Genomic DNA, 24242 nt, shown 5'->3' with positions numbered 1-24242 from the left:
ACCGATCTCTTACCGCTCATCAAATTTTCACGATAGAACGCCAACCCGACATTGCAACCACAGGCGTCGTTTTCGCGATAATGACTACAGATTTGGTGTTACGGTCTATCCCTGTTGTTGTGCGTCAGGCACACAGCCGCCGGGAGCAGAAGCCACCCGGTCCCCCCGCCTGGCTCCATCTGAAGGGAGTCCCTGACATGAGGCTTGGCCGTCCCGCCAGGGCCGCCATCATCGGGTTAGCTTTGACACTCGGCGCCGTTGCGTGCAGCACGGGCGGCTCCACGACACCCAGCGCGGCACCGTCCGCATCTGCCGGCGGCCTGGAGAAGACGAAGATCAAGGTCGCCACCCTGCCCGCCATCGACAGTGCCGCCATCTACGTCGCCATCGACCAGAAGCTCTTCGAGAAGGAAGGGCTGGAGGTCACCCCGCAAGTGGTCCAGGCCGCGCCGGAGGCCATCCCCATGCTGGTCAAGGGCGAGATCGACGCCATGTTCGGCAACTACGTGTCAATGTTCCAGGCGCACGACAAGCAGGCACTGAAGCTGCGCATCCTGGCCGAGGGCTCTCGCGCGGCCCCCGACTCGCTCAGCATCATGGCCCTGCCGAACTCCCCCATCAAGACCGCCAAGGACCTCGAAGGCAAGACGATCAACGTGAACGTCCTGCACAACTTCCAGGAACTGGCGCTGACGCAGGTGCTCAAGGCCAACAACGTCGACCCGGCCAAGATCAAGTACGTCCAGGTGACGTTCCAGAACATCATGCCCTCATGGAAGGGCGGCCAGATCGACGCCGCGTACCTGGGCGAGCCCATGGTCACGGCGGCCACGTCCTCGATGGGCGCCCGCAAGATCCTCGACCCGGCGTCGGGTCCCGCCGCCGAGTTCCCGATCTCCGGTTACGTCAGCACGCAGGACTGGTACGACAAGAACCCGAAGACGGCGGCCGCCTTCCAGCGGGCCATCCACAACGCGGCCAAGCTCATGGAGAACAACCGCGAAGTGGTGGCCAAGGTGCTGCCGAACTTCACCCAGATCGACGCGGCCACCGCGGCCACCGTCACGTTCCCGTACTTCTCCAGCAACGACAACCCGGTCCGCCTCCAGCGGGTGGCCGACTGGATGCTGGAGGCCAAGTGGCTCACGAAGGCGATCGACGTCAAGTCGCTGATGTCGCCGACCACGTCCGGGTGAGCGTTCAGACCCTGGCACCCGCCCGCCCGGCGTCCGCCGCGACACGCTGGTCACGCCGGGCGGGCGGAGCCCTCGCCTTCGCCGCCCTGATCGAACTGCTCAGCCGGACCGGGCTGGTGGACCCGGAGACCCTGCCGCCCGCGACGGCGATACTCGGGCGGGCGCTGACGCTGATGGCCGACCCCGCCTTCCGCGACCACGCCCTGACGAGCCTGCTCGCCTGGGCCGTCGGCCTCGGCCTCGCGGCGGTGATCGCGGTGCCGCTCGGGCTGCTGCTCGGCAGCGTCCCGATCGTCGACGCCGCCACGCGCTCGGTCGTGGAGTTCCTGCGGCCGATCCCGTCGGTGGCGCTGATCCCCCTGGTGTCCCTCCTGATCGGCACGGGCCTGCAGGTACGCGTCACGCTCGCGGTCTACGCCTCGTTGTGGCCGATCCTCTACAACACGATGTACGGCCTGCGCGGCGTCGACCCGCTCGCCAAGGAGTCGCTGCGGTCGTACGGCTTCGGGCCCCTGGCGGTGCTGCTGCGCGTGTCGCTGCCGTCCTCGGCGCCCTTCATCACCACCGGATTCCGGCTGGCCGCCGGGGTGGCGCTCATCCTGATCGTCAGCACCGAGATCGTGGCCGGGCGGGGCGAGGGCATCGGCGTGTTCATCTTCTTCGCCGGCATCGCCGTACCCGCACGGATGACCGACATCCTGGCCGCGGTGTTCTGGGTCGGGCTGTTCGGGGTGCTGGTGAACGCGGTGCTGGTGGCCGCCGAACGGCGGGCGTTCCGCTGGCACCACGCGCGCCTGGGAGAGACGGCATGAGGACCAGGGGCATGCGCGGGGCGGCGTTCCGGTCGCTGGTGCTGGCCGGGCTGATCCTCGCCTGGGAGGTCGCCACGCGGCTGGCGGGCAGCACGTTCTTCCCGCCGCCCAGCACGATCGTGGTCAGGATGCACGCGATGTGGTTCTCGGGCCCGCCGGGCACGCTGTTCCTGACCGAGGACGCCATCGGCAACATCCTGCCGAGCCTGGGCCGGATGGCCGCCGGCTTCGCGGGGGGCGCGCTGGCCGGGCTCGTGCTCGGGCTCGCGCTGGGGCTGTCCGCGCAGGCGTACGACTATCTCGACGGGGTGCTGCAGTTCCTGCGGGCCATCCCGCCGCCCGCGCTGGTCACGGTCTTCGTGGTGGTGTTCGGGTTCGGGCTGCGGATGCAGCTGACGTTCATCGTCTTCAGCATCGTCTGGCCGGTGCTGCTCAACACCGCCGACGGCGCCCGCTCGGTCGAACCGCTGCACCTGCAGACCGCCCGGGCGTTCCGGCTGTCCAGGGCCGAGCGGCTGTTCCGGGTGATCCTGCCGTCGGCGCTGCCCAAGATGTTCGCGGGGCTGCGGCTCGCGCTGTCGCTCTCCTTGATCGTCATGGTCTTCTCCGAGCTGCTGCCGGGCACCGTGAACGGCATCGGGTTCCAGCTCACGGCCGCGTACCAGACCTTCGACCTGCCCGCCATGTGGGGCGGGATCGTCCTGCTCGGAGTGCTGGGCTACGCCCTCAACGAGCTCTTCCTGGTGGTCGAGCGCCGGGTGCTGGCCTGGCACCACGCCGCCCAGCAACTTTCCAGCACGTAAGAGTAAGATCGCACCGTTTACAAGTATGCCGATTCCTGCTCGGATAGAGTATTTCCGGCTCCGTGTTGTCCATGGTCTCGCCCCCTGAGGAATTCCATTGCTCGAGATAGACAACCTCTCCCACGTCTACGGCGGCGGTACCCCCAATGCGCACCACGCGATCGAGGGCCTCAACCTGAGCGTCGCCGAGGGTGAGCTGCTGTGCATCGTCGGCCCCTCCGGAGCGGGCAAGTCGACCCTGCTGCGGTCGATCGCCGGGCTGATCACGCCGACGGGCGGGCAGATCAAGATCGAGGGCAACCTCGTACGCCAGACGCCGGACAACCTGGCCGTGGTCTTCCAGGACTACAGCCGCTCCCTGTTCCCGTGGATGTCGGTGGTCGACAACGTGGCGCTGCCGCTGCGCCGCAAGAACATGGACAAGCGCCAGCGCCGCGAGGCCGCCCACGAGGCCCTGGAGTCGGTCGGCCTGGCGGGCGCGGAACGCAAATACCCGTTCCAGCTGTCGGGCGGCATGCAGCAGCGGGTGGCGATCGCGCGGGCCCTGGCCTACCGTCCGTCGCTGATGCTCATGGACGAGCCCTTCGGCTCGGTCGACGCGCAGACCCGCGAGGACCTGGAGGACCTCGTCCTCAAGGTACGCGGCCACCACCAGATGACGATCGTGCTCATCACGCACGACATCGACGAGAGCGTCTACGTGGGCGACCGCGTGGTCGTCCTGTCCAAGGCCCCGGCCCACGTGGTCGGCGACCTCAAGGTGGAGCTGCCCGCGCCGCGCGACCAGATCACGACCCGCGAACACCCGGACTTCGTCCACCTCCGCGCCGAGGTCGGCCGCCTGGTCCGCGGCAGCCACGCCACGGTGTAGGTCGGCCCGGCTCCCCCACCCGTTGCCCATCTGGGTGGTGGGCCTGCTGACACCCACCCCGAGCCAAAGGACCTCGCTCCGCTCGGGCTGTCTTCACCGGGGCGCCTCCGGCGCAACCCCACGCGCCTTCGGCGCCATCGCGCCCACCCCTTGCCCGTCTAGGTGGTGGGCCTGCTGAAGCCCACCCTGCCGCCTGGATCAGCACTGCTTGTTGACCGTTCAGCCAATCCAACACCGACGCCAACGCCGCCAGCCGCAACGCGACAGCGCCGGGCCAACAGGGGCTCGTAGCGGCCGGCTCACCATGTGTGGGCCGGTTGACCCGAATGCAGTCGTCGTAGCGGAACAATCAGGACTCACAGCTTGATGGAGTACAGCCGCGCCTCACATCGGCCGGGGGGCTGTGTCCGAAAATACGTTAACGCTGATCGTCAATTCTGCCTCTTGCGGGGCGTCTATCCTGCTCGAAGCGCGGCAACCGACTCGACGAGGCCAGCAGTCTCCAATGCGTCGAGCACGTCGTCGACCGTTTCTGGCGGACTGACGCGCGAGTCCGCGATCTGCTGCACACAGGCCCATACGACCCTTCCATCGAGGTCGATTTGGTCCAGCACGAAGTCATCGGGAGATTTGACCTCAATATCCCATGCAGCCAAGTCCTCTGCAGAAAGTCCTTGAGGTTCGACGTCACGATGATCTGCGCCCCGGCCTTGATCGCCGCAGCGAGTACATGTCGATCGTCCGTGTCGGGAAGCTTCAGCCCTTTATCAAGGGCTCATATCCTTCGACCAGGCAGTCCCGTACGGCCGAGTTCATGAGGTGGCGAAGCTTGCTCAGCCTCTCTTCCGGGATGTCGGGACGGTTGGCAGCAAGATTACGCTGCATCTCGTCGAGGATCCCATTGGTCCATTTGGCCTGCATACGCCCCGTCATGGCGAGACGAATGAGCAGGTCGCGAAGTGTATTGCCGTAGAGCACGTTCGCGTCGTAGACAACTACGAAGGCCATGCTTCAGATACCCAACTCTTGGCCGAGTGCGGCGAGTTGATCGGCAGCCGTACGGCGCTTGACATCATCACGACGTTTGTACTCCTGAAGATCCTCATACGTGATGCGCCGGTGCTTGCCGATCAATCGGAAGGGAATTTCCCCCGTCTCAAGAAGCTTGATCAGATAAGGGCGTGAGACGTTCAGCATGTCTGCGGCTTGCTGCGTCGTCAGTTCGGCATGAGACGGGATGACCGTTACTCCCCGCCCTTCGGCCGCCTGAGCGAGGATGAAGGCGAGCAGGCTCACAGCCTCACGAGGCAGGATCAGTGGACCCTCGTCACCATGCTCACCTGCGACGCGAATGGTCGTCTGGTCGGGATACCTCATGAGGTAGTCCTTGATCCTCCGCACCGCGCGACCAGCCACCTCAGCGTCGATGATCCCAGGTTGAACACGCTTGGCTTGGACATCGGCCATCACGACACCTCCTAATCGCAGTATCCGAAATAATCGAAGCAAACGCAAGGCTTAGTTAGCCGAGCATCCCTCAGCGACGTACATGACCGGAGCTCCTCGACCGGGCGTACCCCGTGTTCAATGGCGCCAAGGTGGCCTGTACCGGGCTGTCGATCGAGCGAATCCAGCAGGAGGCCAGTAAGCGCTGACCCCCGGTGCGCGCGGCATCGGGCCCACCCGTTGACCGGCGAGGAGGTGGGCCGGCTGATGCCCACGCCTGCCGTCTGGATCAGGGCGGCTTGTCAGCCAATCCAGGACGCGCGACTTCCCTTTACCTAAAGGTTCTGGCCCGTGAATGGTGAAGCGTCCGACGCTGTACTCGGTGGCCAGGACGGCCAAGGACACCTCGTCCTCGGCGCATCTGCGGCACATAAAGCGCCGGGCAGTTTGGGGTGCAGTTCGCGGAACACCCCGACCTGGGGCGGCTGCTGGCCCGGTTGGGGATCGCCTTGCGGAACACCGCCGGATCTCCCGTGCGGGATGCGTCCGTGGGTGCTACCGCAGTTGGTCGCGGCGGCGGGTCAGGGAGGCGGTCTCGGCGGTGTTGCCCGCCAGGTCGATGGCCTTGTCGTAGGCCGCGCGCGATTCCCGGCCGCAGCCCAGGCGGCGCAGCAGGTCGGCGCGGGTGGCGTGGTAGGCGTGATAGCCGGCCAACCTGGGCTCAAGGCGGTCGACGGCCGCCAGTGCCACCTCCGGGCCGTCGAGCTCGGCGACCGCGATGGCCCGGTTGAGGGCGATGATGGGCGAGGGGTCGAGGCGGACGAGCTGGTCGTAGAGGGCGAGGACCTGTGACCAGTCGGTGTCGCGCATGTCGCGGGCGGAGGTGTGCACGGCGTTGATCGCCGCGAGAATCTGGTAGCGACCCGGAGCCACCCCGGCGGCGGCAGCGGCGAGGCGCTCGCGCACCAGCCGGTGGCCCTCGGCGATCAGCGCCGCGTCCCAGGCCCCACGGTCCTGCTCGTCGAGAGCGACCAGTTCGCCGCCAGCCGAGACCCGGGCGGGGCGGCGGGCCTCGGTCAGGAGCATCAGCGCCAGCAGGCCGGCCACCTCACCGTCGTCCGGCAGGAGGACCCGGATCAGGCGGGTGAGCCGGATCGCCTCGGCGGTCAGCTCGTGCCGTACGGGATCGGTGTCGGGGCCGGTGGCCAGGTAGCCCTCGTTGAAGACGAGGTAGAGGACGGCGAGGACACCGGAGACGCGCCCCGGGAGATCCTCGGCGGACGGCACCCGATAGGGGATGCGCGCCGCCTTGATCTTGGCCTTCGCGCGGGTGATCCGCTGCCCCATGGCGCTCTCGGCCACCAGGAAGGCGCGGGCGATCTCGGGCATCGTCAGGCCGGCGACCATGCGCAGCGTCAGCGCCACGCGGGTCTCCATCGCCAGCGCCGGGTGGCAGCAGGTGAAGATCAGCCGGAGCCGATCGTCCTCGATGACGCCAACCGGCTCGGGCGGGTCATCGTCGTAGACCATCTGAGCCTCCTTCTGCTTGTCGTCCCGCTTGTTCTCGCGCCGGATCCGGTCGATGGCCTTGCGGTTGGCGGTGGTGGTCAGCCAGGCGCCCGGGTTGGGGGGCACGCCGTCGGCCGGCCACCGCTGGACGGCGGTCGCGAACGCCTCGGCGGCCGCCTCCTCGGCGATGTCGAGGTCACCGAAGCGCCTGGTCAGGGAGGCGACCACCCGGGCCCATTCCTCATGGTGCGCCTGGGTGATCGCCTCGCGAACGTCGATCCTGTTCACAGGAACGGCCGCACCTCGACCTTCCGATTGCAGGCCTTCGACCCCTCGGCTGCCAGCTTGAGCGCCACGTCGAGGTCGGGGGCCTCGATGATCCAGAAGCCGGCGAGGTACTCCTTGGACTCCACAAAGGGCCCGTCGGTGATCATCGACGCCCCACCCCGGTTGTCGATGACGGTGGCGGTGTCGGGGAAGGCGAGGCCACCGGCGAAGACCCAGTTGCCCTCGGCCTGGAGCCGGTCATTGAACACGTCGATCGCAGCGTCCTCTTCCGGGGTGGAGAGGGTGGCCTGGTCGTGGATCACGGAAAGCAGGTACTGCATCTGAGGATCATCTCCTGTGGTGTCAAGACGGTGTGTGGTGTGCCGGTCAGGTGCTTCGGCCGGCGCGTGCTGCGGGCACCCGGCCGGCCGGTGGACCTGGATCGTCACGCCCTTCGCGTCGACTCGCGGGTCTGGTTGATGAACGTCATGGTCTCGTTGTCGCCCCTCCCCCGGGCCCATCCGTCGCGCTCGGATCCGTTTCGGCGGTCCTCGTCCGACGTGCCGCCGTTTCCCCGCATCACTCCATCGATCGTGACCTGAGTCAGGGTCGTCAGCTCCATGATCGCGGTTCCTTCACCCCGGTGCCGCCCCCTTGTGGACGTCTCACCCCTGCTACGAACACCACCGGCCCGATCCGACACCGCCTCCGGGATTTCTTTGAAGAATTTTCCGGGACGCCGGTCGCGAGGATACTGCGCCGCCAGCCGACGACCACGGCGACGTGCACGCCGCGACCGCCACCCCCGGGCCGCTCAACTTGTCCAGCGCCGCCACCTGGCTGTCCACCGTGCGGACCGGACCGGAAGAGCCGGTCGGCGATCTCGGCATTGGTCAGGACCTGGGCGAGGAGGCGGACGACCTGCCTCTGGCGTCCGTCCGGTCAGCACGGCGGGGGCGGCGCGGGTCGCGGCCGCCGGGCCGCTGGGTATCCAGGGTTACGCCGAGCGCTTGGGGCGGGTCCGTACCAGCCGGGTCGGCGGCTCGGTGAGTCGTAGCCGTCGTCAGATGTCCCGACTTCCGAGTGTCATGGGCAGACGCGCTCATAAGGGTCCGTCCGGCGGGTACCGCGCGCGCTCCGTCTCGCTCATGGGGCTCTGCGACCAGCGTGCCGGTGGCGATCCGGATCGGCCGGGACAGAACGCCCCGAAGCCTCGTCGTGCGGAATCGTCGTACCCGTGTGGAAGACTCACCGGCGTGTTGGAAGGGTTCGGAGATTTCGACGAGTTCGACATCGCCACGTCCGATACGACCATTCACGGTCGCCGCGGTGGGGCGGGGCCACCCGTCCTCCTGCTGCACGGCATCCCCGAGACGCACCTCATGTGGCACCGGGTGGCGCCGCGGCTGGCCGAGCGCTTCACCGTGATCGCCACCGACCTGCGTGGCTTCGGCGCCAGCGGCACGCCGCCGAGCGCGCCCGACCACGCCCCCTACAGCATGCGCGCGATCGCCCGCGACCAGGTCGAGGTCATGCGCGCACTGGGGTACGAACAGTTCGCCGTGGCGGGGCACGATCGTGGCGCGCGCTGCGCGTACCGGATGGCGCTCGACCACCCCGAGGCCGTCACCCGGCTGGCCGTGCTCGACATCGTGCCCACCGGGGAAGTCTTCGACCGCGCGGACATGAACTTCGCCCTCGGCTACTGGGTGTGGTCCTTCCTGGCGGCGCCGGAGCCGCTGCCCGAGCGGCTGATCGCGGCAGCGCCCTCCCTCCTCGTGGACCACATGCTCGACTCCTGGTCGCACACGCCGGATGCCTTTCCGCCCGAGGTGCGGGCCGCCTACACCGCGCAGTTCGCCGATCCCGCCACCGTGCATGCCATCTGCGAGGAGTACCGCGCCGCCGCAACGCTCGACTACGAGCATGACCAGGCCGACCGCGGCAAGCAGCGCATCACCTGCCCGACCCTCGCGCTGTGGAGCGCGGCCGGACCGGTCGCCGAGTGGTACGAACCGCTCAAGGTCTGGCAGACGTGGGCCCGCGACGTGCGCGGCGGCCCGATCAGGTCCGGGCACTTCCTCCCCGAGGAGGCACCCGACGAGACAGCGCGGTATCTGCTCGACTTCCTCGCCTGAACCGCGTTACCACAAGGCGCTCCAGGGGCGCTCGCCCTCGTTGACGCGCCGCCGGACCACCTGCCCCGACCAATGGTGGTCAGCGCGTCGGTCTAGAGATCGACTGAATCGCCCACCGGGATGCGGGCGTAGTCGGTCTCCTCCTCAAGCCACTCGTCGAAGTACTGGAGGCCGACCTTGCTGAGCTGGATGTCGTGGATCGGGAACGCGCGGGCCGGCCGGACGTCTCGGACGAAGGCGATGGCCTCGCCGATCTTCACCCAGGGGCCGGCTGCCGGAACCAGCAGGGTGTCGACCTCGTCCGTGGGGACGAACAGGGAGTCTCCCGGGTGGTAGAGGCCGTTCACGATGAACCCGAGATTCGGGCAGCCGGGCAGTCCGTCGATGACCTCGGCGTGCACGCCGCCCACGGCCTTCACGGTGAAGCCGGCGGCGGTGAAGGTCTCGCCTGCGGCGACCGCGACCGCTCCCTCGCCGAGCTCGGCGGCCGGCGCCGCATGGGTGTGGACGGTCAGCGCGGGGTTGCTTGCCCGGGCGGCCTTGAGAGCCTCAACGTCGACGTGGTCGGGGTGCTCGTGGGACAGGAGCACGGCCGTGGCTCCGGACAGCGCCGTCTCCGCGTCGGAGAAGGTGCCCGGATCGATCACCAGCACCCGATCGCCGTCCTGGACGCGCACACAGGCGTGCCCGAAATGCGTCAGTCTCACCGGATCACCCTATCGGCCGGCCTGGGCGTCGATGCCAACATGATCATCGCCCGGCGGCCCCGGATCGCCTCGTGCCCGCCCCTGAGCGAACGGCGGGTCGCCGGTGGCGGTATCTCCGCGAGGGTCCGCAGCGGATCATGATCCACGCCGGCAAGGCACTCGTCAGGCACCTCTGACAGCTGACCGACATCCCACCACCACGGACCCAGCCAGGGTCCCGCTGCCGCCTGCCTGGCCAAGGCAGGATTTTCGGGCCACACCCACCCGGATCACCAGCTTCCTACCACTCTTTGCGCAGGCCGCCGTCGATGACGAGGTCGGAGCCGTTGATGTTGGGCGCCTTCCCGGAGGCCAGGAAAACGACCAGGGCGGCGATCTCCTCCGGTTCGGTGATACGCCCGGTGGACATCCCGAGGGTGGCGGGCAGGGAGTCGAGCAGCTCTTCGCGCGAGATGCCGGCTCTTGTCGCGAGCGCGTCCCCGGTGCTGCCCGGTTCGGTCCACACCGCGGTACGCACTGGTCCGGGCGAGATGGTGTTGACCCTCACGCCTTGGGGGCCGAACTCCTCGGCGAGGGCCTTGCCCAGGCTGCTCAGGGCCGCTTTGGCGGCGGCGATGTCCACCAGATGGGGCGCGGGGCGTCGCGCGTTGACGGAGCCGATGTTGATGATGTGGCCGTTGCGTTCGACGATGCTGGGCAGTGCGGCCCGGCTGGTTCGTACGGCGCTGAGCAGGGTCAGGTCGAGAGCGTGCCGCCAGTCCTCGTCGGTGACGGACAGGAACCCGCCCACGTGGGGGCCGGTGGTGCCGGCGACGTTGTTGACCAGCAGGTCGATGCCGCCGAGGTCGGCCATGGCCGTGTCGATGAGGCGACGGGGGCCGTCAGGGGTGGCGAGGTTCACGGGGACGGCGTACGGGGTGAGCCGCGCGAGCTCGGAGCTGATCGTCCGCGCTCCTGCCACGACCTGGTACCCCTCCTGGCGTAACGCGGTGACGATGGCCAGTCCGATGCCCTTGCCGGCACCCGTGACGACGGCGTTCCTGACCACGATCCGCCCTCCCCACACCGATACATCACTAATCGCTGATATGTCAGGGAAGGTATCATCGACCACTGATGGATAGCAACGACCGGCTCTCCGCGATCGGGCGTGCGTTGGGCTGCACGGTCCGGCTCGCCGTGTTGCAGGCGCTCGCCGAGGCGGAGGCGTCCGTGGGCGAGCTGACCGACCGCATGGGCGTCACCCAGCCGAACATGTCCAATCATCTGGCCGTACTGCGTTCGGCCGGGCTGGTGAGCGCCCACCGTTTCGGACGCATCATCCGCTACCGGCTTGCCTCCGCCGAGGTCGCCGACCTGGTCTCCAGCCTGACCCTGCTCGCCAACACCGATCTCCAGAAGGGGCAGTGAGCCCCTGACCCGATCGTGGTCAGACGCATCTTCACGGTCGCACGCCACCCCTGGCCATGTCCGACTGCCATCGATCAGCACCAAAGATATTCCTTGACACGAATATTCTCTATAGCGAATACTTCTCGGCATGGACGCAATCCTCGCCGCACTGGCCGATCCGGCCCGCTGGCGGCTCGTGGGTCTGCTGGCCGAGCGGCCGCGGCCGGTCGGTGTTCTCGCTCAGCTCGCCGAGGCACGCCAGCCGCAGACGACCAAGCACCTGCAGGCCCTTGAGCGGGCCGGCGTCGTCACCTCCCAGCGCTCCGGCCAGCGCCGCATTTACGCGCTCCGGGCCGCGCCCCTGCGGGAACTGGCGGCTGCGCTCGCTCGGCTGGCCGACACTGCGGAGCAGGCCGGTGGCTCGCGCGAGACCTACGACCGCTACGAGCGCAGCCTCCACGCCGAGCGGCTCGCCGCCAAGGAGCCGGGGTGGGCCGACGGCCGCTCGTTCAGGTTCCACCGGTCGCTGGCGGCGGGCCCGGAGGAGGTCTGGCGCCACCTGACCGAGGCTTCCCTGCTCGCCCGCTGGTGGACGCCGGATGACCTGCGCGTCTCCGAGCTGGTCTTCGAGGCGAGACCGGGCGGGCGGATCGTCCATGAGTACCGCGATGCCGAAGATGCCGACGGCTCCGACCTGGTCGCCGGGCGCGCGCTGGGCGTCGTCGAGGACGTACGCCCCGGCGAGCGCCTGGCCTACCGGCTCTCCCCGCTGCTCGCCGACGGCAGCCTCGCCTTCACCGCCCACCTCGGCCTGGACCTCCGGCCCACCGGCACGGGCACAGAACTCGACGTCCACTTCCAGGTCACCGACAGCACGGTCGACTCCGCGGACTTCATCGCGGGCATCGAGATCGGCTTCGGCCAGAGCCTCGACAAGCTCGCGGCGACCCTCGCCGCGAGCACGCACAACACCGAGCACGACACCAATGCGAGGAGCACGAAATGACGAACTCGACCGGCCGCAGGGTGACCGCGAACCTGAGCCTCACCCTCGACGGGCGTTACAACGGCCCCGGCGGACCCGGCGATTTCGCCGCGTTCGCCCCCTACGTGACCAGCGAGGTCGCGCGAAACCACATGAACCGCATCTGGGAGAGCGCGACGACGGCGCTGCTCGGCCGGCTCAACGCCGAGGGTTTCATGGGCTACTGGCCCTCGGTCGCCGAGGACGACAACGCCGACCCACGTGATCGCGGATACGCCAAGTGGCTGGTCAACACGGAAAAGGTGGTCCTGTCCACCACCTTGACCGAGGCCCCGTGGGAACGCACCCGCGTGGTGAACGCCCCCGCCGCCGACGTCGTCACCGAACTCAAGGCCACCGGTGAGGGCGACATTCTCGTCAACAGCAGCGCGAGCATCATCAAACCGCTCCTGGCGGCGGACCTGCTCGACCGGCTGTATCTCATGATCTTCCCCGAGATCGCCGGGGGCGGGCAGCGGCTGTTCGACGATGGCCTGCCGGCTTCGAAGTGGAGGCTCACCCACCAGCAAACCGGCGAACTGGGCGAGATCGCCATGGTCTACGACCGAGCCCGCTGAGAAGGCGTCTTCGAGGCCCGGGAAGGGGCCACGATGACCACATTTCTGGATGGATCGCCTAGCCTGGCTTCGTGGATGATGTCCTGGCGGGCCAGGGTTGCGCTTGGGTGTTCGAGGCGGATGCGCTGCGGATAAGGCCCGAAGGCGCCAAGGTCCCCAAACTCGTCTCCGAGCTCGGTGAACGCGTCATCCCCCATGCGGCGATCGCCGAGGTGACGGTGGCGGCCGGTAGGAGGGGCACCGTGGTGCTGCGCGTGGTGCCCAGGCGGGGTGCCGATCCGGTCATGAGCGCGGCGGCCGGGCAGCTCAGGGAGGCGGCCGATCCCTACCGGCTCGTGCTGCCGGCCGGGCGGGAGACGCTCGCGGACTATTACGCGGATGAGTTGCGGGCGGCCATCGGCGAGTCCGGGCCCGTGACGAGGTTCATGGTCGAGGCGCCTTCGGTGCCCCGTTCCTTCAAGGGGTGGGACGGGGCGGCGACGTTCGACGGCGAGGCCATCACGTTCACGTGGTTCTGGTCGGGGGCGTCGACCGCCAAATACTCCGCGGGTGACCAGCGGTTCTCGGTCGCGGATCTGGAGAACGTCGAGTGGCACGCGCCGGAGGGGGCGAGCGGCTGTCTCCGGTTGAGGGTTCGCGGGGGCCGGCCGGATCCCGATCCGAACAAGGATCCGGCCTCTGTCGTCTTCGGGCTCGGTTGGGGGGCGACGCACAAGTCCCTGCCCTTCGCGGCCGCCGTCCTCGCGTCGATCCCGGCCCCGGCGGCCCCGGAGGTGCGCCGGGCCCCGTCGGGTGCCGAGGTGGCCGAGCTGATCGCCAAGCTGGGCGACCTGCGGGACGCCGGGCTGCTCTCCGAGGAGGAGTTCCAGGCGAAGAAGACCGAGCTGCTGTCCCGCATGTGAGCCCGGCCGAGGACGGGCGACAGGTCAGAGGGTGGTCAGGCGGATGTTCGAGCCGCCGTGGCCGAGCCTCACCGACACCCGGCCCGCCGGCGCGTCCGAGTCGATCTCCGGGTAGTCGTCGCTGGACACCGTCACGGCGATGCTGTGCCCGGCGGCGACGCGGTAGTGCGTGGGCCAGGTGCGGATGTCCAGGTCGTACGTCTTGCCGGGGCGTACCGGGACGGCGCGCTCGTGGCCGGAGCGGTGGCTCGCCTTCAGCCAGCCCTGGGTGATGCGGGTGGCCGTGCCGTCGGGCGCGAGGTCCTGCACCACGACCGCGATGTTGCCGTCGGCCGCCGTGAACGAGGCCCGTACCCTGGCCTGGATTTCCCCCGCGAGGACGAGGTCGCGCTGGAGCGGCCCGGTCGCGAACGACAGCCGCTGTCCCGGCCCGCCCGCGGCCGGCTCGGTGTTGACCTCGAAGGTGCGGGTGGCGGGCCTGCCGGGGTCGGCGGCCAGGGTGCCGCCGGCTCCGAGGCCGAGCCGCACCGGCCGCGTCCCCGCCGGCGGCCAGCTGTCGAACTGCTGCCAGCCCGTGCCGGGCACCTCGTACGAGGTCACCCTGGCGGCGGGCAGCGGGGTGCCGGGGCGGCGGGCCAGCCAGCGGTCCCACCAGGCGAGGTAGGCGCCGTTGCCGATGTCGGCGGGCTGCCCGGCCGGCCAGCCGTGCACCCAGGGGCCGGACACCAGCCAGACGTTGCGCCCGCGCGCCTGGAGGTTCTCCACCATGCCCTGGCGGTAGCGGTCGTACCAGCCGGCGATCTCCAGGACGGGGACGTCGAGGTTCTTCCAGCGGGACTTGACGCTGCGCTCGCGCCAGAAGTCGTCGTAGAGGGGGTGCTGGGCGTACGTGACGAGGGTGTCGGGGGCGACGGAGCGCTGCCAGTCGCGGATCCTGGCCGAGTAGATGCCGCCCCGGTAGATGGTGTTCTCGTACCAGTCGCTGATGCCGTCCACGGGGATGATGGCGGCCAGGTGGGGTGGCTTGTTGACGGCGACGAGGAGGGACGAGTGCCCGCCGTAGCTGACGCCCGTCTGCCCGATCTTGCCGGTGGACCAGGGCTGGGCGGCCAGCCACTCGATGAGGTCGTAATTGTCGCGCTGCTCCTGGCCGCTGAAGGGGTCGAGGTAGCCGGGCGAGTCGCCGGAGCCGCGGACGTTGCACACGGCCGCGACGTAGCCACGGGTGACGAAGTACGCGGCGGCCTGGCCCTGGGGGCCGAGCTGGTCGTAGGCGTTGTAGTCGTAGACGATGCCGGGGAAGCGGCCGGGGGCGGGGGTGCCGTCGGGGGCGGCGGGACGGTGCAGGTCGCAGGCCAGGTGGCTGCCGTCGCGCAGGGGTACGGTGACGCGTTCCCGGTGGACGCCGTACTCGGCGGGGCGGTCGTAGGCGAAGAACGGGTCGGCAGGGAGGGACCTGGCGGCGGTCGCGGCCTCCGGGGCCGGTTCGGCGGCCGCGGGGAGAGCGGAGCCGCAGGTCAGGCCCAGGGCAGTGGACAGTGCGGCCATGATCTTGAGGGGGTTCATCTTCCGGTCCTCTGAAGTGGAGGGTTAGAGGGGGCGGGAGGACGGAGGGGGGCCGAGGGGGGTGCCGCCGGGGCCCGTGGTGAAGGTCAGCCAGGGCTGCGGCGGGCGGAGGCGGCCCGTGGCCGGGTCCGTCTGGCCGACGCCGGGGCGGGAGTAGTCGCACACGCCCGTGGGGAAGGCCGAGCGCAGCCGCGCCCACTGCTCCCCCGTGAACGCGACGCCGCCGTAGTCCCCCCGCCGCAGCGGCTTGAGGCGGCATTTCAGCAGGTCGCTGGTCGGCCCTTCGCCGGCCGCGACCCGGGTGTCGGCCTTGTGCGGGTACGCCTGGTCGCAGGCGGCCTGGTCGGTGACCTTGGCGCCGGAGATCCAGCAGGCGTCCACGGCCTCGGCCGGCCGGTGGCGTACGACCTTGGCGGGCAGCGGGATCGGCCGGTGGTCGGCCTCGACGGCGGCGAGCCAGCGGTCCATGACGTCCAGGGGCGAGCCGTCGCTGCCGTTCGTCCAGAGCACCTGGTTGCGGTGGTGGCCGTTGGCCCGGTCGAGCCGGTTGCGGAGCACGAGGCTGCGCCACGGGTAGTGGTAGTCGTTGTTGTCGGTGCCGCGGGCGACGAGGATCGGCACCTGGGCCAGCCCCCGGCCGAAGACGACGCGTCCGGTGCGGTGCGCGATCCTGACGGCTTCGGCGTCGGCCTCGCTCCGCGAGGGGGTCCAGGTCATGTCGATGTCGAAGCCGCCGACCCGCTGGTTGAGGTCGACGAACTGTTCGGCGCTGATGCGGCCGTCGCGCAGCGCGTTCAGGCCGTACTGGACGCCGACGTTGTCCCACGGCCGCCGGGCGCACGGCACGCCGGCGCACCCCTGCGGGCGGGCGCCGTAAATGGAGACCATGAAGTCCTGGAGGGTGCAGCGGACGCCGCCGGGGTTGCGTACCGGGTCGTAGCTCGCCGCGCCCGCGCAGGACGTGCCGTCGTCGGGCTTCATGTAGTCGGGGGCGCGGCCCGCGGAGGTGGCGCAGACGCCGGTGCCGCCGTGCCCGAAGACGGCGGTCCGGTCGCCGGGGTCGGCCCACAGCGGGGAGGCGTCCATGGCGCGGACCAGCGCGGCGCAGTCGCCGAACTCGCGGTAGGCCCCGACGATCTGGTCCGGCCAGTCCTGGGTCGGCAGGAGGCCGTCCAGCAGGCCCGGGTAGGCGTCGGCGACGAGGTACTGCTGGAGCGCCCCGCCCGAGCCGCCGCGGCCGATGGTGTAGCGGATCTCGCCGTACGTCTCGACGACGTGCTCCTTGACCATCATGACGGTCTCGGCGGAGGTGACGTCGTTGCTGTGCAGGGAGTTGTCGGTCATCGTGGACGACGCCACCGCGAACCCCTTGGCGGCCGCCTCCTGCGCCTCCGGCATGGCCAGCCCGCGGGAGACGCCCTGCCGGTACTGCTGGCCCGTGCCCGCCCCGAACACCCACACCAGCTTGTGGTTCCAGTTCGCCGGCACGAGCACGTCGTAGATCCCGCGGTTGACGGTGCCGCGTTCAAGGGTGGCCTTGACGCCGTTGCCGAGGGTGATCTCGCTGCGGACCGGCGCGGCGTCGCACCGGTCGTTCAGGGCGGGGCCGAGGCCGTTCTCGGCCGTCTGGCACTGCCACGGCCGCACCTGCGGCCCCGAGAACACCGGTCCGCCGGACGGGTGGTCGGTGATGGTCAGCCGCTCGGCCCGTCCTCGCGGCGGGCGGGCGGTCAGGACGTTCTCGCCGGGCGAGAGGCCGTCGACCAGCCCGGTCAGGGCGCCGTCCGGTCCGGGTGCGAAGCGGGAGGTGACGTCGGCGCCGTTGAGCTCGATCCGTACCCGGGCGGGGCCGGTGACCCTGACCAGCGCGTCACCTCCCGAGACCAGGTCGGCGCGGTTCGAGAGCACGTGGATGTCGAGATCCGGCTGCGGCGGGGACAGCGGCAGCGCCACAAGCGCCGGTATGAGGGCAAGCTCGCGCCAGCTCATGTCACTCTCCGGGGGGTCAGAGGGAGAACGCGCCCGTGAGCAGCGCGACCACGGTCATCACGAGGGTGGTGGCGAAGGCCCACTTGAAGATGAAGCGCTGGTGCTCGCCCAGTTGCACGCCGCTCATCCCGACCAGGATGAACGTCGAGGCGGTGAGCGGGCTCAGCGGGAAACCGGTGGTCATCTGGCCGAGGATGGCCGCCCTGGCCACCTCGGCCGGAGCGCCGCCGAAGCCGCTGACGGTCTCGGCGAGCACGGGCAGAACGCCGAAGTAGTAGGCGTCGGGGGTGAAGACCAGGCTGAGCGGCATGCCGGTGACGGCCACGAGCACGGGCAGGTGCCCGCCGAGGGAGTCGGGGATGACGCTCACGAACGCCGACGCCATGCTGCTGATCATCTTGGTGCCGGTGAGGACGCCGGTGAACACGCCGGCCGCGAAGATCATCGTGGTGACCAGGACGACGCTCTTGCCGTGCTTCTCCAGGAGCTCCTGCTGGCGTTCCCAGGTCGGGTGGTTGACCAGCAGCGCGATCGCGAACCCGACCACGAACAGCACCGGCAGCGGCATCACCTGCAGCACGAGCCCGACCAGCAGGGCGACCGTGAGGACCAGGTTGAAGACGGTCAGAGCGGGGTGGACGGGCGCCCGCTGGGTGCCGGGCCCCTCGCCGGCCAGCCGCTGCTCCTCGGCCACCTCAGGGGCGGAGATCGTGCCGAGGCGGCGGCGCTCCCTGAGCCCGATCAGGTACGACGCCACCAGCACCCACGCGATGCCCGCCGCCATCGCGGGCAGGACCGGCGTGAACACCTGTGAGCTGTCCAGCTTGAGCGCCGCCATCGCGCGGGCGGTGGGCCCGCCCCAGGGGATGAGGTTCATGACGCCGGCGCCCAGGCAGACGACGCCCGACAGGACGAGCGGGCTCATGCCGAGCCGCCGGTAGACCGGCAGCAGCGCCGAGACCGTGATGAGGAACGTCGAGGCGCCGTCGCCGTCGAGGGCCACGCACATGGTCAGTACGGCGGTGCCGACGGCGATGCGCAGCGGATCGCCCTTGGCCAGGCGCAGGATGCCGCGGATGAGCGGATCGAAGAGACCGGCGTCGATCATCAGGCTGAAGTACAGGACCGCGAACGCGATCATGATGCCGGTCGGCGCGACCTTGGTCAGCCCGTCGAGGATCATCTTCCCCAGCTCGCCGCCGAAGCCCCCGGCCAGCGCCGCCAGGACCGGGATCAGCACCAGCGCGATCAGGACCGATACGCGCTTGGTCATGGTGAGCAGCAGGAACAGAACGATCGTGGTGAATCCCAGGGCTGCCAGCATCGGTGTTCGCCTTCTTCCTCGCCCGGCTCGCGGGGGGTGACGTGCCGGAGTGTTACGGAAGAGTTTCCGAGCGAGGAAATCGCAGGTCCAGCATCAAAGCAACATTTATCCATGCATTCTGCGCAAAAGTTCGGTCTATGCTCACGCCATGGAGGCGAATCTGCGGCTGCTGGCCGCGTACGCCGCCGTGGCCAGAGCGGCGAGCTTCACGGCGGCGGCGGCCGAGATGCACGTGTCGCAGTCGTCGCTCAGCCGCGCGGTGGCCGAGCTGGAACGGCTGCTCGGCGCCCAGTTGCTGGAGCGCGACACCCGCAACGTGCAGCTGACGGCGGCCGGGGTGGAGACGCTGCGGGTCGCCGAGCAGATCGTGTCCGCGCACCGGTCGGGCATGAAGGAGCTGGAGCGCTACCTGCTCGGCGAGTCGGGGGTGGTGGCCGTGGCCACGCTGCCGTCGGTGGCCGCGGTGCTGCTGCCCCGGGTGATCTCCGAGTTCCGGCTGCGGCGGCCGATGGCCGGGTTGCGGATCATGGACGGCCTGGAGCAGGTGGTGCTCGGCCGGGTGCTCTCGGGGGACGCCGACTTCGCGATCTCCACCGTCGGCGCCGCCCCCGAGCAGCTCGAACACCGCCCGCTCATCAAGGACCGCTTCCACGCCGTGCTGCCCGAGGACCACCCGCTCACCGAGCTCCCGGAGATCACCTGGGAGGAGCTGGCCCGGGAGCCGTTCCTCGCGATCGGGCCGGAGTCGAGCGTGCGGCGGCTCACGGACGCGGCGTTCGCGCAGGCCGGGGCGGTCCCGACGCTGGCGGCCGAGGCGGGCAGCGTGGCGACGGTGGGCGGGCTGGTGACGGCCGGGCTGGGGGTCTCGGCGATGCCCGCCCTGGTGCTGCCGCTGATGGGGGCGGGACGGCTGGTCTACCGGCCGCTCGCCGAGCCCGTCGTGGACCGCCGGCTGGACGTCGTGGTCCGGGCCCGCCGCACGCTGCCGCTGGCGACGGGCGCGTTCCTGGACCTGCTGGACGGGTTCCGCCGCGAGCTGCGGGACCTGCCCGCGGGCGTCTCCTGGAACCGCGACTGAGGCCACCCCGCAATTCATGCGCAAAGCGCATTGAATGATGGCTTTCTTGTGCTGGACACGCATTTCACCGCCTCGGCAGGATGAAACGACCGCAGTCGCGATCGGGAGGCGAAGGAGCGCGGGTGACAGGCACGGGTCAGGACACGGGCGGGAGCGGCCAGGGGCAGTTGCGCGGGCTGAAGGTGGTGGAGTTCGCGCACGTGGTGGCCGGGCCGATGGCCGGCTCCATGCTCGCCGACCAGGGCGCGGACGTGGTGCATGTCGAGGCCCCCGGCGCCGGCGACGCCGCCCGCGCGATGGGCCCGGTACGGGACGGCGTGCCCCTGTGGTTCAAGGTCGCCGGCCGCAACAAGCGCTCGGTCACCCTCGACCTGCACCACGCCGCCGGACGCGAGATCGCCCACCGGCTGGTCGCCTGGGCGGACGTCGTGATCGTCACTCTGCGGGCCGGGCGGCTGCGCGACTGGGAGCTGGACTGGGAGGCCGTGCACCGGATCAACCCGAAGGCGATCCTGCTGCAGATCTCCGGGTTCGGGGCGACGTCCTCGCGGGCGAACGAGCCCGGCTTCGGCAAGATGGGCGAGGCCAGGAGCGGGGTGGTGCACCTGACCGGGTTCCCCGACGGGCCGCCCGTGCACACGGGGTTCTCGCACGGGGACGCGGTCACGGGGCTGATGGGCGCCTACGCCGTGCTCGCCGCCCTCCACCGCCGCGCGAACGACCCCGGCTTCGACGGCGAGTGGATCGACCTGGCCCTCTTCGAGCCTCTCTACCGGCTGATCGAGTGGCAGATCATCACGTACGACCAGCTCGGCACCGTACCCGAACGGGCGGGCAACCAGCTCGCCGTCGCGCCCGCCGCGGTGATCAACACCTACCGCTCCGGCGACGGCGAGTGGATCACCGTGACGTCCGCGACCCTCCGCTCGGTACGCAACGTGGCCCGCCTGCTCGGCCTGCCCGAGGAGGACTACGCCACGTCGGCGCAGCAGCACGAGGGCCGGGAGACCCTGGACAAGGGCCTGCGGGAATGGGTGGCCGCGCGGACCACGGACGAGTGCCTGGCGGAGTTCGCCCGCGCCGAGGTGGTGGCCTCCCGCGTGTTCACCGCCGCCGACATCGTCGCCGACCCGGTCTACGCCGAGCGCGGCGACATCATCACCGTCGACGACGCCGACCTCGGCCCCGTGCGCATGCAGGGCGTGATCCCCCACTTCCACCGGCGGCCCGGGAAGGTCTGGCGCACCGGCCCCGCGCTCGGGCAGGACAACCACCTCGTCTACCACGAGTGGCTGGGGCTCGCCGAGGAGGAGCTGGCGGAGCTGGAGCAGCACGGTGTCATCTGAGCGCCCCCTGCTCCGTTCCCTGCTCTTCGTCCCCGGCACCAGGACGGAATGGCTCGCCAAGGCTGAGGCGGCGGGGGCCGACGCGGTCATCCTCGACCTCGAGGACGCGGTCCCCGCCGGCGGCAAGTCGCAGGCCCGCCGCGACGTGGCCGCGGCGGTGGCCGGCTACGCGGGCCACCTGGCCCTGCTCGTCCGCGTCAACCCGCTGAACGGCTGGGCGGGGGCCGAGGAGCTGCGGGCCGTCGCCCACGACCGGCTCACCGGGGTCGTGCTGCCCAAGGTGAGCGGCCCGGAGGACGTGCGCCTCGCCGACCGGCTGCTCTCCTGGTGCGAACGCGAGCGCGGCCTGCCCGAGGGCCACATCGCCCTGGTGCCGCTGCTGGAGACGGCCTCCGGGCTGCGCGCGGCGTACGACGTCGCCATGGCGGCCCCCTCCCGGATCGCCTACCTCGGCGCCGTCACCGCGCCGGGCGGCGACGTCGCCCGCGCCGTCGGCTACCGCTGGACCCCGGAGAGCACCCTCGGCCTGCGCTCCCGCGTGCTCCTCGACGTGCGCGCCGCCGGCATCCCCAACCCGGTCGCGGGCCTGTGGACGAGCGTCGGCGACCTGGACGGGCTGCGCTCCTTCGCCGAGCAGAACCGCTCGCTCGGCTACGAGGGCATGATGGCCATCCACCCCTCCCACGTCCCCGTCATCAACGCGGCCTTCTCCCCCTCCCCCGACGAGCTGGCCCGCTACGGCCGGCTGATCGCGGCGGTGGAGGCGGCCCAGGCCGGCGGGTCGGGCGCGGTGACGTTCGAGGGCGAGATGGTGGACGAGGCCATGGCCGCCACGGCACGCGCCGTCCTGGACCGGTACGGCCCATAAACCGGTTGCGGGCGCCGCGAGACTGAACGGCATGGAACGAGAACTGATCAGCGCCATCGCCCACCGTGACCACCCGATCGCCACGCCCATCACGCCGGGCAACCTCGACCGGTTGCTGCGCCGGGCGGCCTTGCCGGAGGGCGCCCGCATCCTCGACCTGGGATGCGGCCATGGCGAATGGTCGCTCCGCGCGCTCGAACTCCTCCCCTCGGCGACGGCCGACGGCGTGGACCTCTCCCACGAGGCCGTGGTCTCGGCGGAGCGGGCGGCGGCCGCCCGTGGCCTGTCCGACCGGCTGGCGCTGCACGAGATGCCCGCGGGCGAGTTCTCCTCGCAGGAGCCGTACGACCTGGTGCTCTGCGTGGGCTCGACCCACGCGTTCCAGGGGTTGAAGGGCACCATGGAGGCGGTCGCCAGGTTCGTCCGGCCGGGCGGGCTGGCGCTGGTCGGAGAGGCCTTCTGGGAGAAGCCTCCGGCTCCCGAGGTCGTGGCGGTCCTCGGCGCGTACCCCGACCTGGCGGGCACGGTGGCCGCCGCCGAGTCCGAGGGCTGGCTGGCCATCTACGGCCACGTGAGCACCCTCGCCGAGTGGGACGAGTACGAATGGTCGTGGACCGGCACCCTGGCCCGCTGGGCCGCCGCCAACCCTGGCCCCGACGGCGACCAGGCCCTCGCCGTCGCCCGGGAGCACCGCGAGCTGTGGCTCAACGGCTACCGGGAGGCGCTCGGCTTCGTCACGCTCCTGCTCCAGCGGGTCTGAGAGAGCGGCCGGGCCCCTCGCCGAGAGGCCCGGCCACCGGCATCAGCCGTTGATCAGGGAAACCGCCAGATCGGGGTCGAACTGCCCGGCCGGCTTGGTGGAGGCGTTGCACACGCCGTCGGAGTCACCGGGCACCTTGACCCAGAAGAGGTACTCGGCGCCGCTCGACTGCTTGACCGGCGGCGTGCCGAGCTTGCGCCCGGGCGGGTTGCACCAGTTGTCCTCGGGCGTGCTGTCCGTGTAGGGGCCCTTGCCGTTACGGCTGGTGTCGATCACGTACTTCTTGGCGCCCACGGTGCCCGACAGCTGACCGTTGACCGCGACGGCGTACGCCTCGGAGTCGGCGGTGTAGAAGTAGTTCGACACGTTCACGGAGAAGCCGCGGGTGTTGGCGATGCCCGACTTGACCAGCAGCGGCGCGATGACGTCGGGCTTGAGCCAGGTGGCGTTGGCCGCGTCCAGGTAGACCCACGCGTTGGGCGCCTGGGCCTTGAGCACCTGCGTGGCGTCCAGCAGCATCTTGTACTGGTCTTCGGGGTTCTTGCCGATCTTGGTCACGCATCCGGCGGCGGCGACCGCGTCGGGCTCCAGCACGACGATCGCGTGCCTGGTGCCGATGGCCTTGGCGAACTCGGTGATCCAGGTGTGGTAACCGGCCGCGTCACCCGCGCCGCCGCCCGACTGGTCGGCGCACGCGTCCCGGTTCGGGATGTTGTACGCGACCAGCATCGGCAGCTTGTCCTGGGCCTGTGCCGCGCCGACGTAGGTGTCCACGGCCTGGGTGATGTCGTTGAACCAGCCGCCGAACCACTCGAAGATCGGCTTGTTGGCGATGTTCGCGGAGATCGCCGGAGTCTGGCTCGCGTTCGGATTGGCCGTGACGAACTTGGCCGGGTTGGACTGGTTCCACACGAACAGGGCGGTCGGCCGCGTCGTCTGCGTCTCCATCAGCGACACGTTGTCGAACCGCACCACGGGCGTCCCGCCGGACCCGCCGAGCTGGAACGTCACCTCGGCCGCCGTGTCCGTGGCGGTCGCGGCCGTGAAGGGGATGCTGTAGCGCTTGCTCGTCGTGGTGAGCTGCACGCCCGTCGCCAGCGACTGGTTGCTGCTGGGCGTGGCCTTGTACTGCACCGTCGCGGTGGCCTTGAAGGCGATGGTGGAGTAGGCGTCGAAGGAGAGGGTGTAGCTCTTGCCCGGGTTCAGGGCGGCGGTGGTGGGGGCGGCCACCATGGCGTCCCAGGGGTTGGCGACGACGGCCTTCACGTCCACCCGCAGCCGCTGGGCGTCGAGCGCGACGGTCGTCTGGCCGATCGCGGACCAGGGGGTGGTGGAGCTGTCGAAGGTGCCGTTCCCGATGAGCTGGGCGGCGGCTGAGGCGGGCTGGGGGACGACGAGGACTGCTGTCAGAACGGCGGCTAAAGCCGCGGTCTTGCCTGCGATGAATCGCACGTGTGCACCTTTCGGCGGGAGTCGCGGTTGATCATTACCGACCCCCTCTGACAAGGTCAAGAGGTTGAGTACGAACGTACGCACCGGCACCGGCGGTGACGGAGCGTACCTCCGCTCCGCTATGATCGGCCGCATGGTTACGGGCACCTTGTTTCTCTGATCCGCGTCCGTGAGCGGACGCAGCAGCGCTTCCGGCGACCCGTCGGCACGGGTC

Annotated in this window: 25 protein-coding genes; 13 read left to right on the top strand and 12 right to left on the bottom strand. The window is 70.1% G+C overall.

What is annotated here, in order from left to right; translation table 11 throughout:
- The first annotated feature begins 197 nt into the window (after window positions 1-197).
- The 4 genes from HD596_RS23750 (at window position 198) to HD596_RS23735 (ending at window position 3682) form a co-directional block, all read left to right on the top strand.
- Window positions 198-1196: an ABC transporter substrate-binding protein gene (locus HD596_RS23750; protein ID WP_185071533.1), complete on the top strand. Its 999-nt coding sequence runs from the start codon at window positions 198-200 to the stop codon at window positions 1194-1196.
- A complete protein-coding gene (locus tag HD596_RS23745) occupies window positions 1193-2008 on the top strand; it encodes an ABC transporter permease (protein ID WP_185071532.1) in 816 nt (271 codons plus the stop codon). The genes HD596_RS23750 and HD596_RS23745 overlap by 4 nt, the downstream gene beginning before the upstream one ends.
- Window positions 2005-2811, top strand: coding sequence for an ABC transporter permease (locus HD596_RS23740; protein WP_246554727.1), 807 nt, complete (start codon window positions 2005-2007; stop codon window positions 2809-2811). The genes HD596_RS23745 and HD596_RS23740 overlap by 4 nt, the downstream gene beginning before the upstream one ends.
- Window positions 2812-2908: 97 nt before the next feature.
- Window positions 2909-3682: an ABC transporter ATP-binding protein gene (locus HD596_RS23735; RefSeq protein WP_185071531.1), complete on the top strand. Its 774-nt coding sequence runs from the start codon at window positions 2909-2911 to the stop codon at window positions 3680-3682.
- 455 nt (window positions 3683-4137) lie between these two features.
- Here HD596_RS23735 and HD596_RS61985 read toward each other — a convergent pair whose 3' ends face one another.
- From HD596_RS61985 to HD596_RS23710, 6 genes are all read right to left on the bottom strand, one after another.
- Window positions 4138-4338: a VapC50 family PIN domain-containing toxin gene (locus HD596_RS61985; protein WP_246554725.1), complete on the bottom strand. Its 201-nt coding sequence runs from the start codon at window positions 4336-4338 to the stop codon at window positions 4138-4140.
- A 100-nt stretch (window positions 4339-4438) separates the two neighbouring features.
- The gene (locus HD596_RS61980) at window positions 4439-4690 is read right to left on the bottom strand and encodes a PIN domain-containing protein (RefSeq protein WP_246554722.1); all 252 of its coding nucleotides are present in this window, start codon (window positions 4688-4690) and stop codon (window positions 4439-4441) included.
- A 3-nt stretch (window positions 4691-4693) separates the two neighbouring features.
- On the bottom strand, window positions 4694-5149 hold the full coding sequence (locus HD596_RS23725; RefSeq protein ID WP_185078674.1) for an excisionase family DNA-binding protein: 456 nt from the start codon (window positions 5147-5149) through the stop codon (window positions 4694-4696).
- Window positions 5150-5683: 534 nt separating this feature from the next.
- Window positions 5684-6925 (bottom strand): RNA polymerase sigma factor, encoded by a 1242-nt coding sequence (locus HD596_RS23720; protein ID WP_185071530.1) that lies wholly within the window; start codon window positions 6923-6925, stop codon window positions 5684-5686.
- Window positions 6922-7245, bottom strand: coding sequence for a YciI family protein (locus HD596_RS23715; RefSeq protein WP_185071529.1), 324 nt, complete (start codon window positions 7243-7245; stop codon window positions 6922-6924). Before HD596_RS23715 ends, HD596_RS23720 begins: the two co-directional genes overlap by 4 nt.
- Window positions 7246-7349: 104 nt before the next feature.
- Window positions 7350-7526, bottom strand: a complete 177-nt coding sequence (locus tag HD596_RS23710) for a hypothetical protein (RefSeq protein ID WP_185071528.1) — start codon at window positions 7524-7526, stop codon at window positions 7350-7352.
- A gap of 634 nt (window positions 7527-8160) precedes the next feature.
- Here HD596_RS23710 and HD596_RS23705 point away from each other — a divergent pair.
- Entirely contained in the window at window positions 8161-9042 is an 882-nt protein-coding gene (locus HD596_RS23705) for an alpha/beta fold hydrolase (protein WP_313044664.1), read from the top strand.
- Window positions 9043-9134: 92 nt separating this feature from the next.
- Here HD596_RS23705 and HD596_RS23700 read toward each other — a convergent pair whose 3' ends face one another.
- Together HD596_RS23700 and HD596_RS23695 are read right to left on the bottom strand one after the other, a co-directional pair.
- Window positions 9135-9749, bottom strand: a complete 615-nt coding sequence (locus tag HD596_RS23700) for an MBL fold metallo-hydrolase (RefSeq protein WP_185071526.1) — start codon at window positions 9747-9749, stop codon at window positions 9135-9137.
- Between the two features lie 280 nt (window positions 9750-10029).
- Entirely contained in the window at window positions 10030-10797 is a 768-nt protein-coding gene (locus HD596_RS23695; protein ID WP_313044663.1) for an SDR family NAD(P)-dependent oxidoreductase, read from the bottom strand.
- Between the two features lie 68 nt (window positions 10798-10865).
- On the opposite strand from HD596_RS23695, the gene HD596_RS23690 reads away from it, so the two are divergent.
- From HD596_RS23690 to HD596_RS23675, 4 genes are all read left to right on the top strand, one after another.
- Complete coding sequence (locus HD596_RS23690) at window positions 10866-11159, top strand: ArsR/SmtB family transcription factor (protein ID WP_185071525.1); 294 nt, start codon at window positions 10866-10868, stop codon at window positions 11157-11159.
- A 130-nt stretch (window positions 11160-11289) separates the two neighbouring features.
- Window positions 11290-12147 (top strand): metalloregulator ArsR/SmtB family transcription factor, encoded by an 858-nt coding sequence (locus HD596_RS23685; protein WP_185071524.1) that lies wholly within the window; start codon window positions 11290-11292, stop codon window positions 12145-12147.
- Window positions 12144-12743: a dihydrofolate reductase family protein gene (locus tag HD596_RS23680; protein ID WP_185071523.1), complete on the top strand. Its 600-nt coding sequence runs from the start codon at window positions 12144-12146 to the stop codon at window positions 12741-12743. The genes HD596_RS23685 and HD596_RS23680 overlap by 4 nt, the downstream gene beginning before the upstream one ends.
- A 71-nt stretch (window positions 12744-12814) precedes the next feature.
- Window positions 12815-13645, top strand: coding sequence for a DUF4429 domain-containing protein (locus HD596_RS23675; protein WP_185071522.1), 831 nt, complete (start codon window positions 12815-12817; stop codon window positions 13643-13645).
- Between the two features lie 24 nt (window positions 13646-13669).
- On the opposite strand, the gene HD596_RS23670 is transcribed toward HD596_RS23675, so the two are convergent.
- From HD596_RS23670 to HD596_RS23660, 3 genes are read right to left on the bottom strand one after another with little or no spacing between them, the layout of a single operon-like run.
- The gene (locus HD596_RS23670; protein WP_185071521.1) at window positions 13670-15211 is read right to left on the bottom strand and encodes a CocE/NonD family hydrolase; all 1542 of its coding nucleotides are present in this window, start codon (window positions 15209-15211) and stop codon (window positions 13670-13672) included.
- A 24-nt stretch (window positions 15212-15235) separates the two neighbouring features.
- Window positions 15236-17200 (bottom strand): DUF6351 family protein, encoded by a 1965-nt coding sequence (locus HD596_RS23665; protein WP_221519479.1) that lies wholly within the window; start codon window positions 17198-17200, stop codon window positions 15236-15238.
- A 16-nt stretch (window positions 17201-17216) separates the two neighbouring features.
- A complete protein-coding gene (locus HD596_RS23660; protein ID WP_185071520.1) occupies window positions 17217-18524 on the bottom strand; it encodes a CitMHS family transporter in 1308 nt (435 codons plus the stop codon).
- Window positions 18525-18672: 148 nt separating this feature from the next.
- On the opposite strand from HD596_RS23660, the gene HD596_RS23655 reads away from it, so the two are divergent.
- The 4 genes from HD596_RS23655 (at window position 18673) to HD596_RS23640 (ending at window position 22576) form a co-directional block, all read left to right on the top strand.
- Window positions 18673-19602 carry a LysR family transcriptional regulator gene (locus tag HD596_RS23655; RefSeq protein WP_185071519.1) on the top strand — a complete coding sequence of 310 codons (930 nt, stop codon included), beginning with the start codon at window positions 18673-18675 and terminating at the stop codon, window positions 19600-19602.
- Window positions 19603-19724: 122 nt separating this feature from the next.
- A complete protein-coding gene (locus HD596_RS23650; protein ID WP_221519478.1) occupies window positions 19725-20948 on the top strand; it encodes a CaiB/BaiF CoA transferase family protein in 1224 nt (407 codons plus the stop codon).
- Window positions 20938-21816: an HpcH/HpaI aldolase/citrate lyase family protein gene (locus tag HD596_RS23645; RefSeq protein ID WP_185071517.1), complete on the top strand. Its 879-nt coding sequence runs from the start codon at window positions 20938-20940 to the stop codon at window positions 21814-21816. The genes HD596_RS23650 and HD596_RS23645 overlap by 11 nt, the downstream gene beginning before the upstream one ends.
- A 31-nt stretch (window positions 21817-21847) precedes the next feature.
- Entirely contained in the window at window positions 21848-22576 is a 729-nt protein-coding gene (locus HD596_RS23640) for an SAM-dependent methyltransferase (protein ID WP_185071516.1), read from the top strand.
- Between the two features lie 42 nt (window positions 22577-22618).
- Here the strand turns inward: HD596_RS23640 and HD596_RS23635 are convergent, their stop codons facing one another.
- Complete coding sequence (locus tag HD596_RS23635) at window positions 22619-24028, bottom strand: glycoside hydrolase family 6 protein (RefSeq protein ID WP_313044662.1); 1410 nt, start codon at window positions 24026-24028, stop codon at window positions 22619-22621.
- Window positions 24029-24242: the final 214 nt, after the last annotated feature.

It is taken from the genome of Nonomuraea jabiensis, from assembly GCF_014204795.1.
Classification (GTDB): Bacteria; Actinomycetota; Actinomycetes; order Streptosporangiales; family Streptosporangiaceae; genus Nonomuraea; species Nonomuraea jabiensis.
The sequence above is the reverse complement of the archived record's forward strand: the minus strand, read 5'-3'. Positions and strand labels throughout refer to the sequence as shown.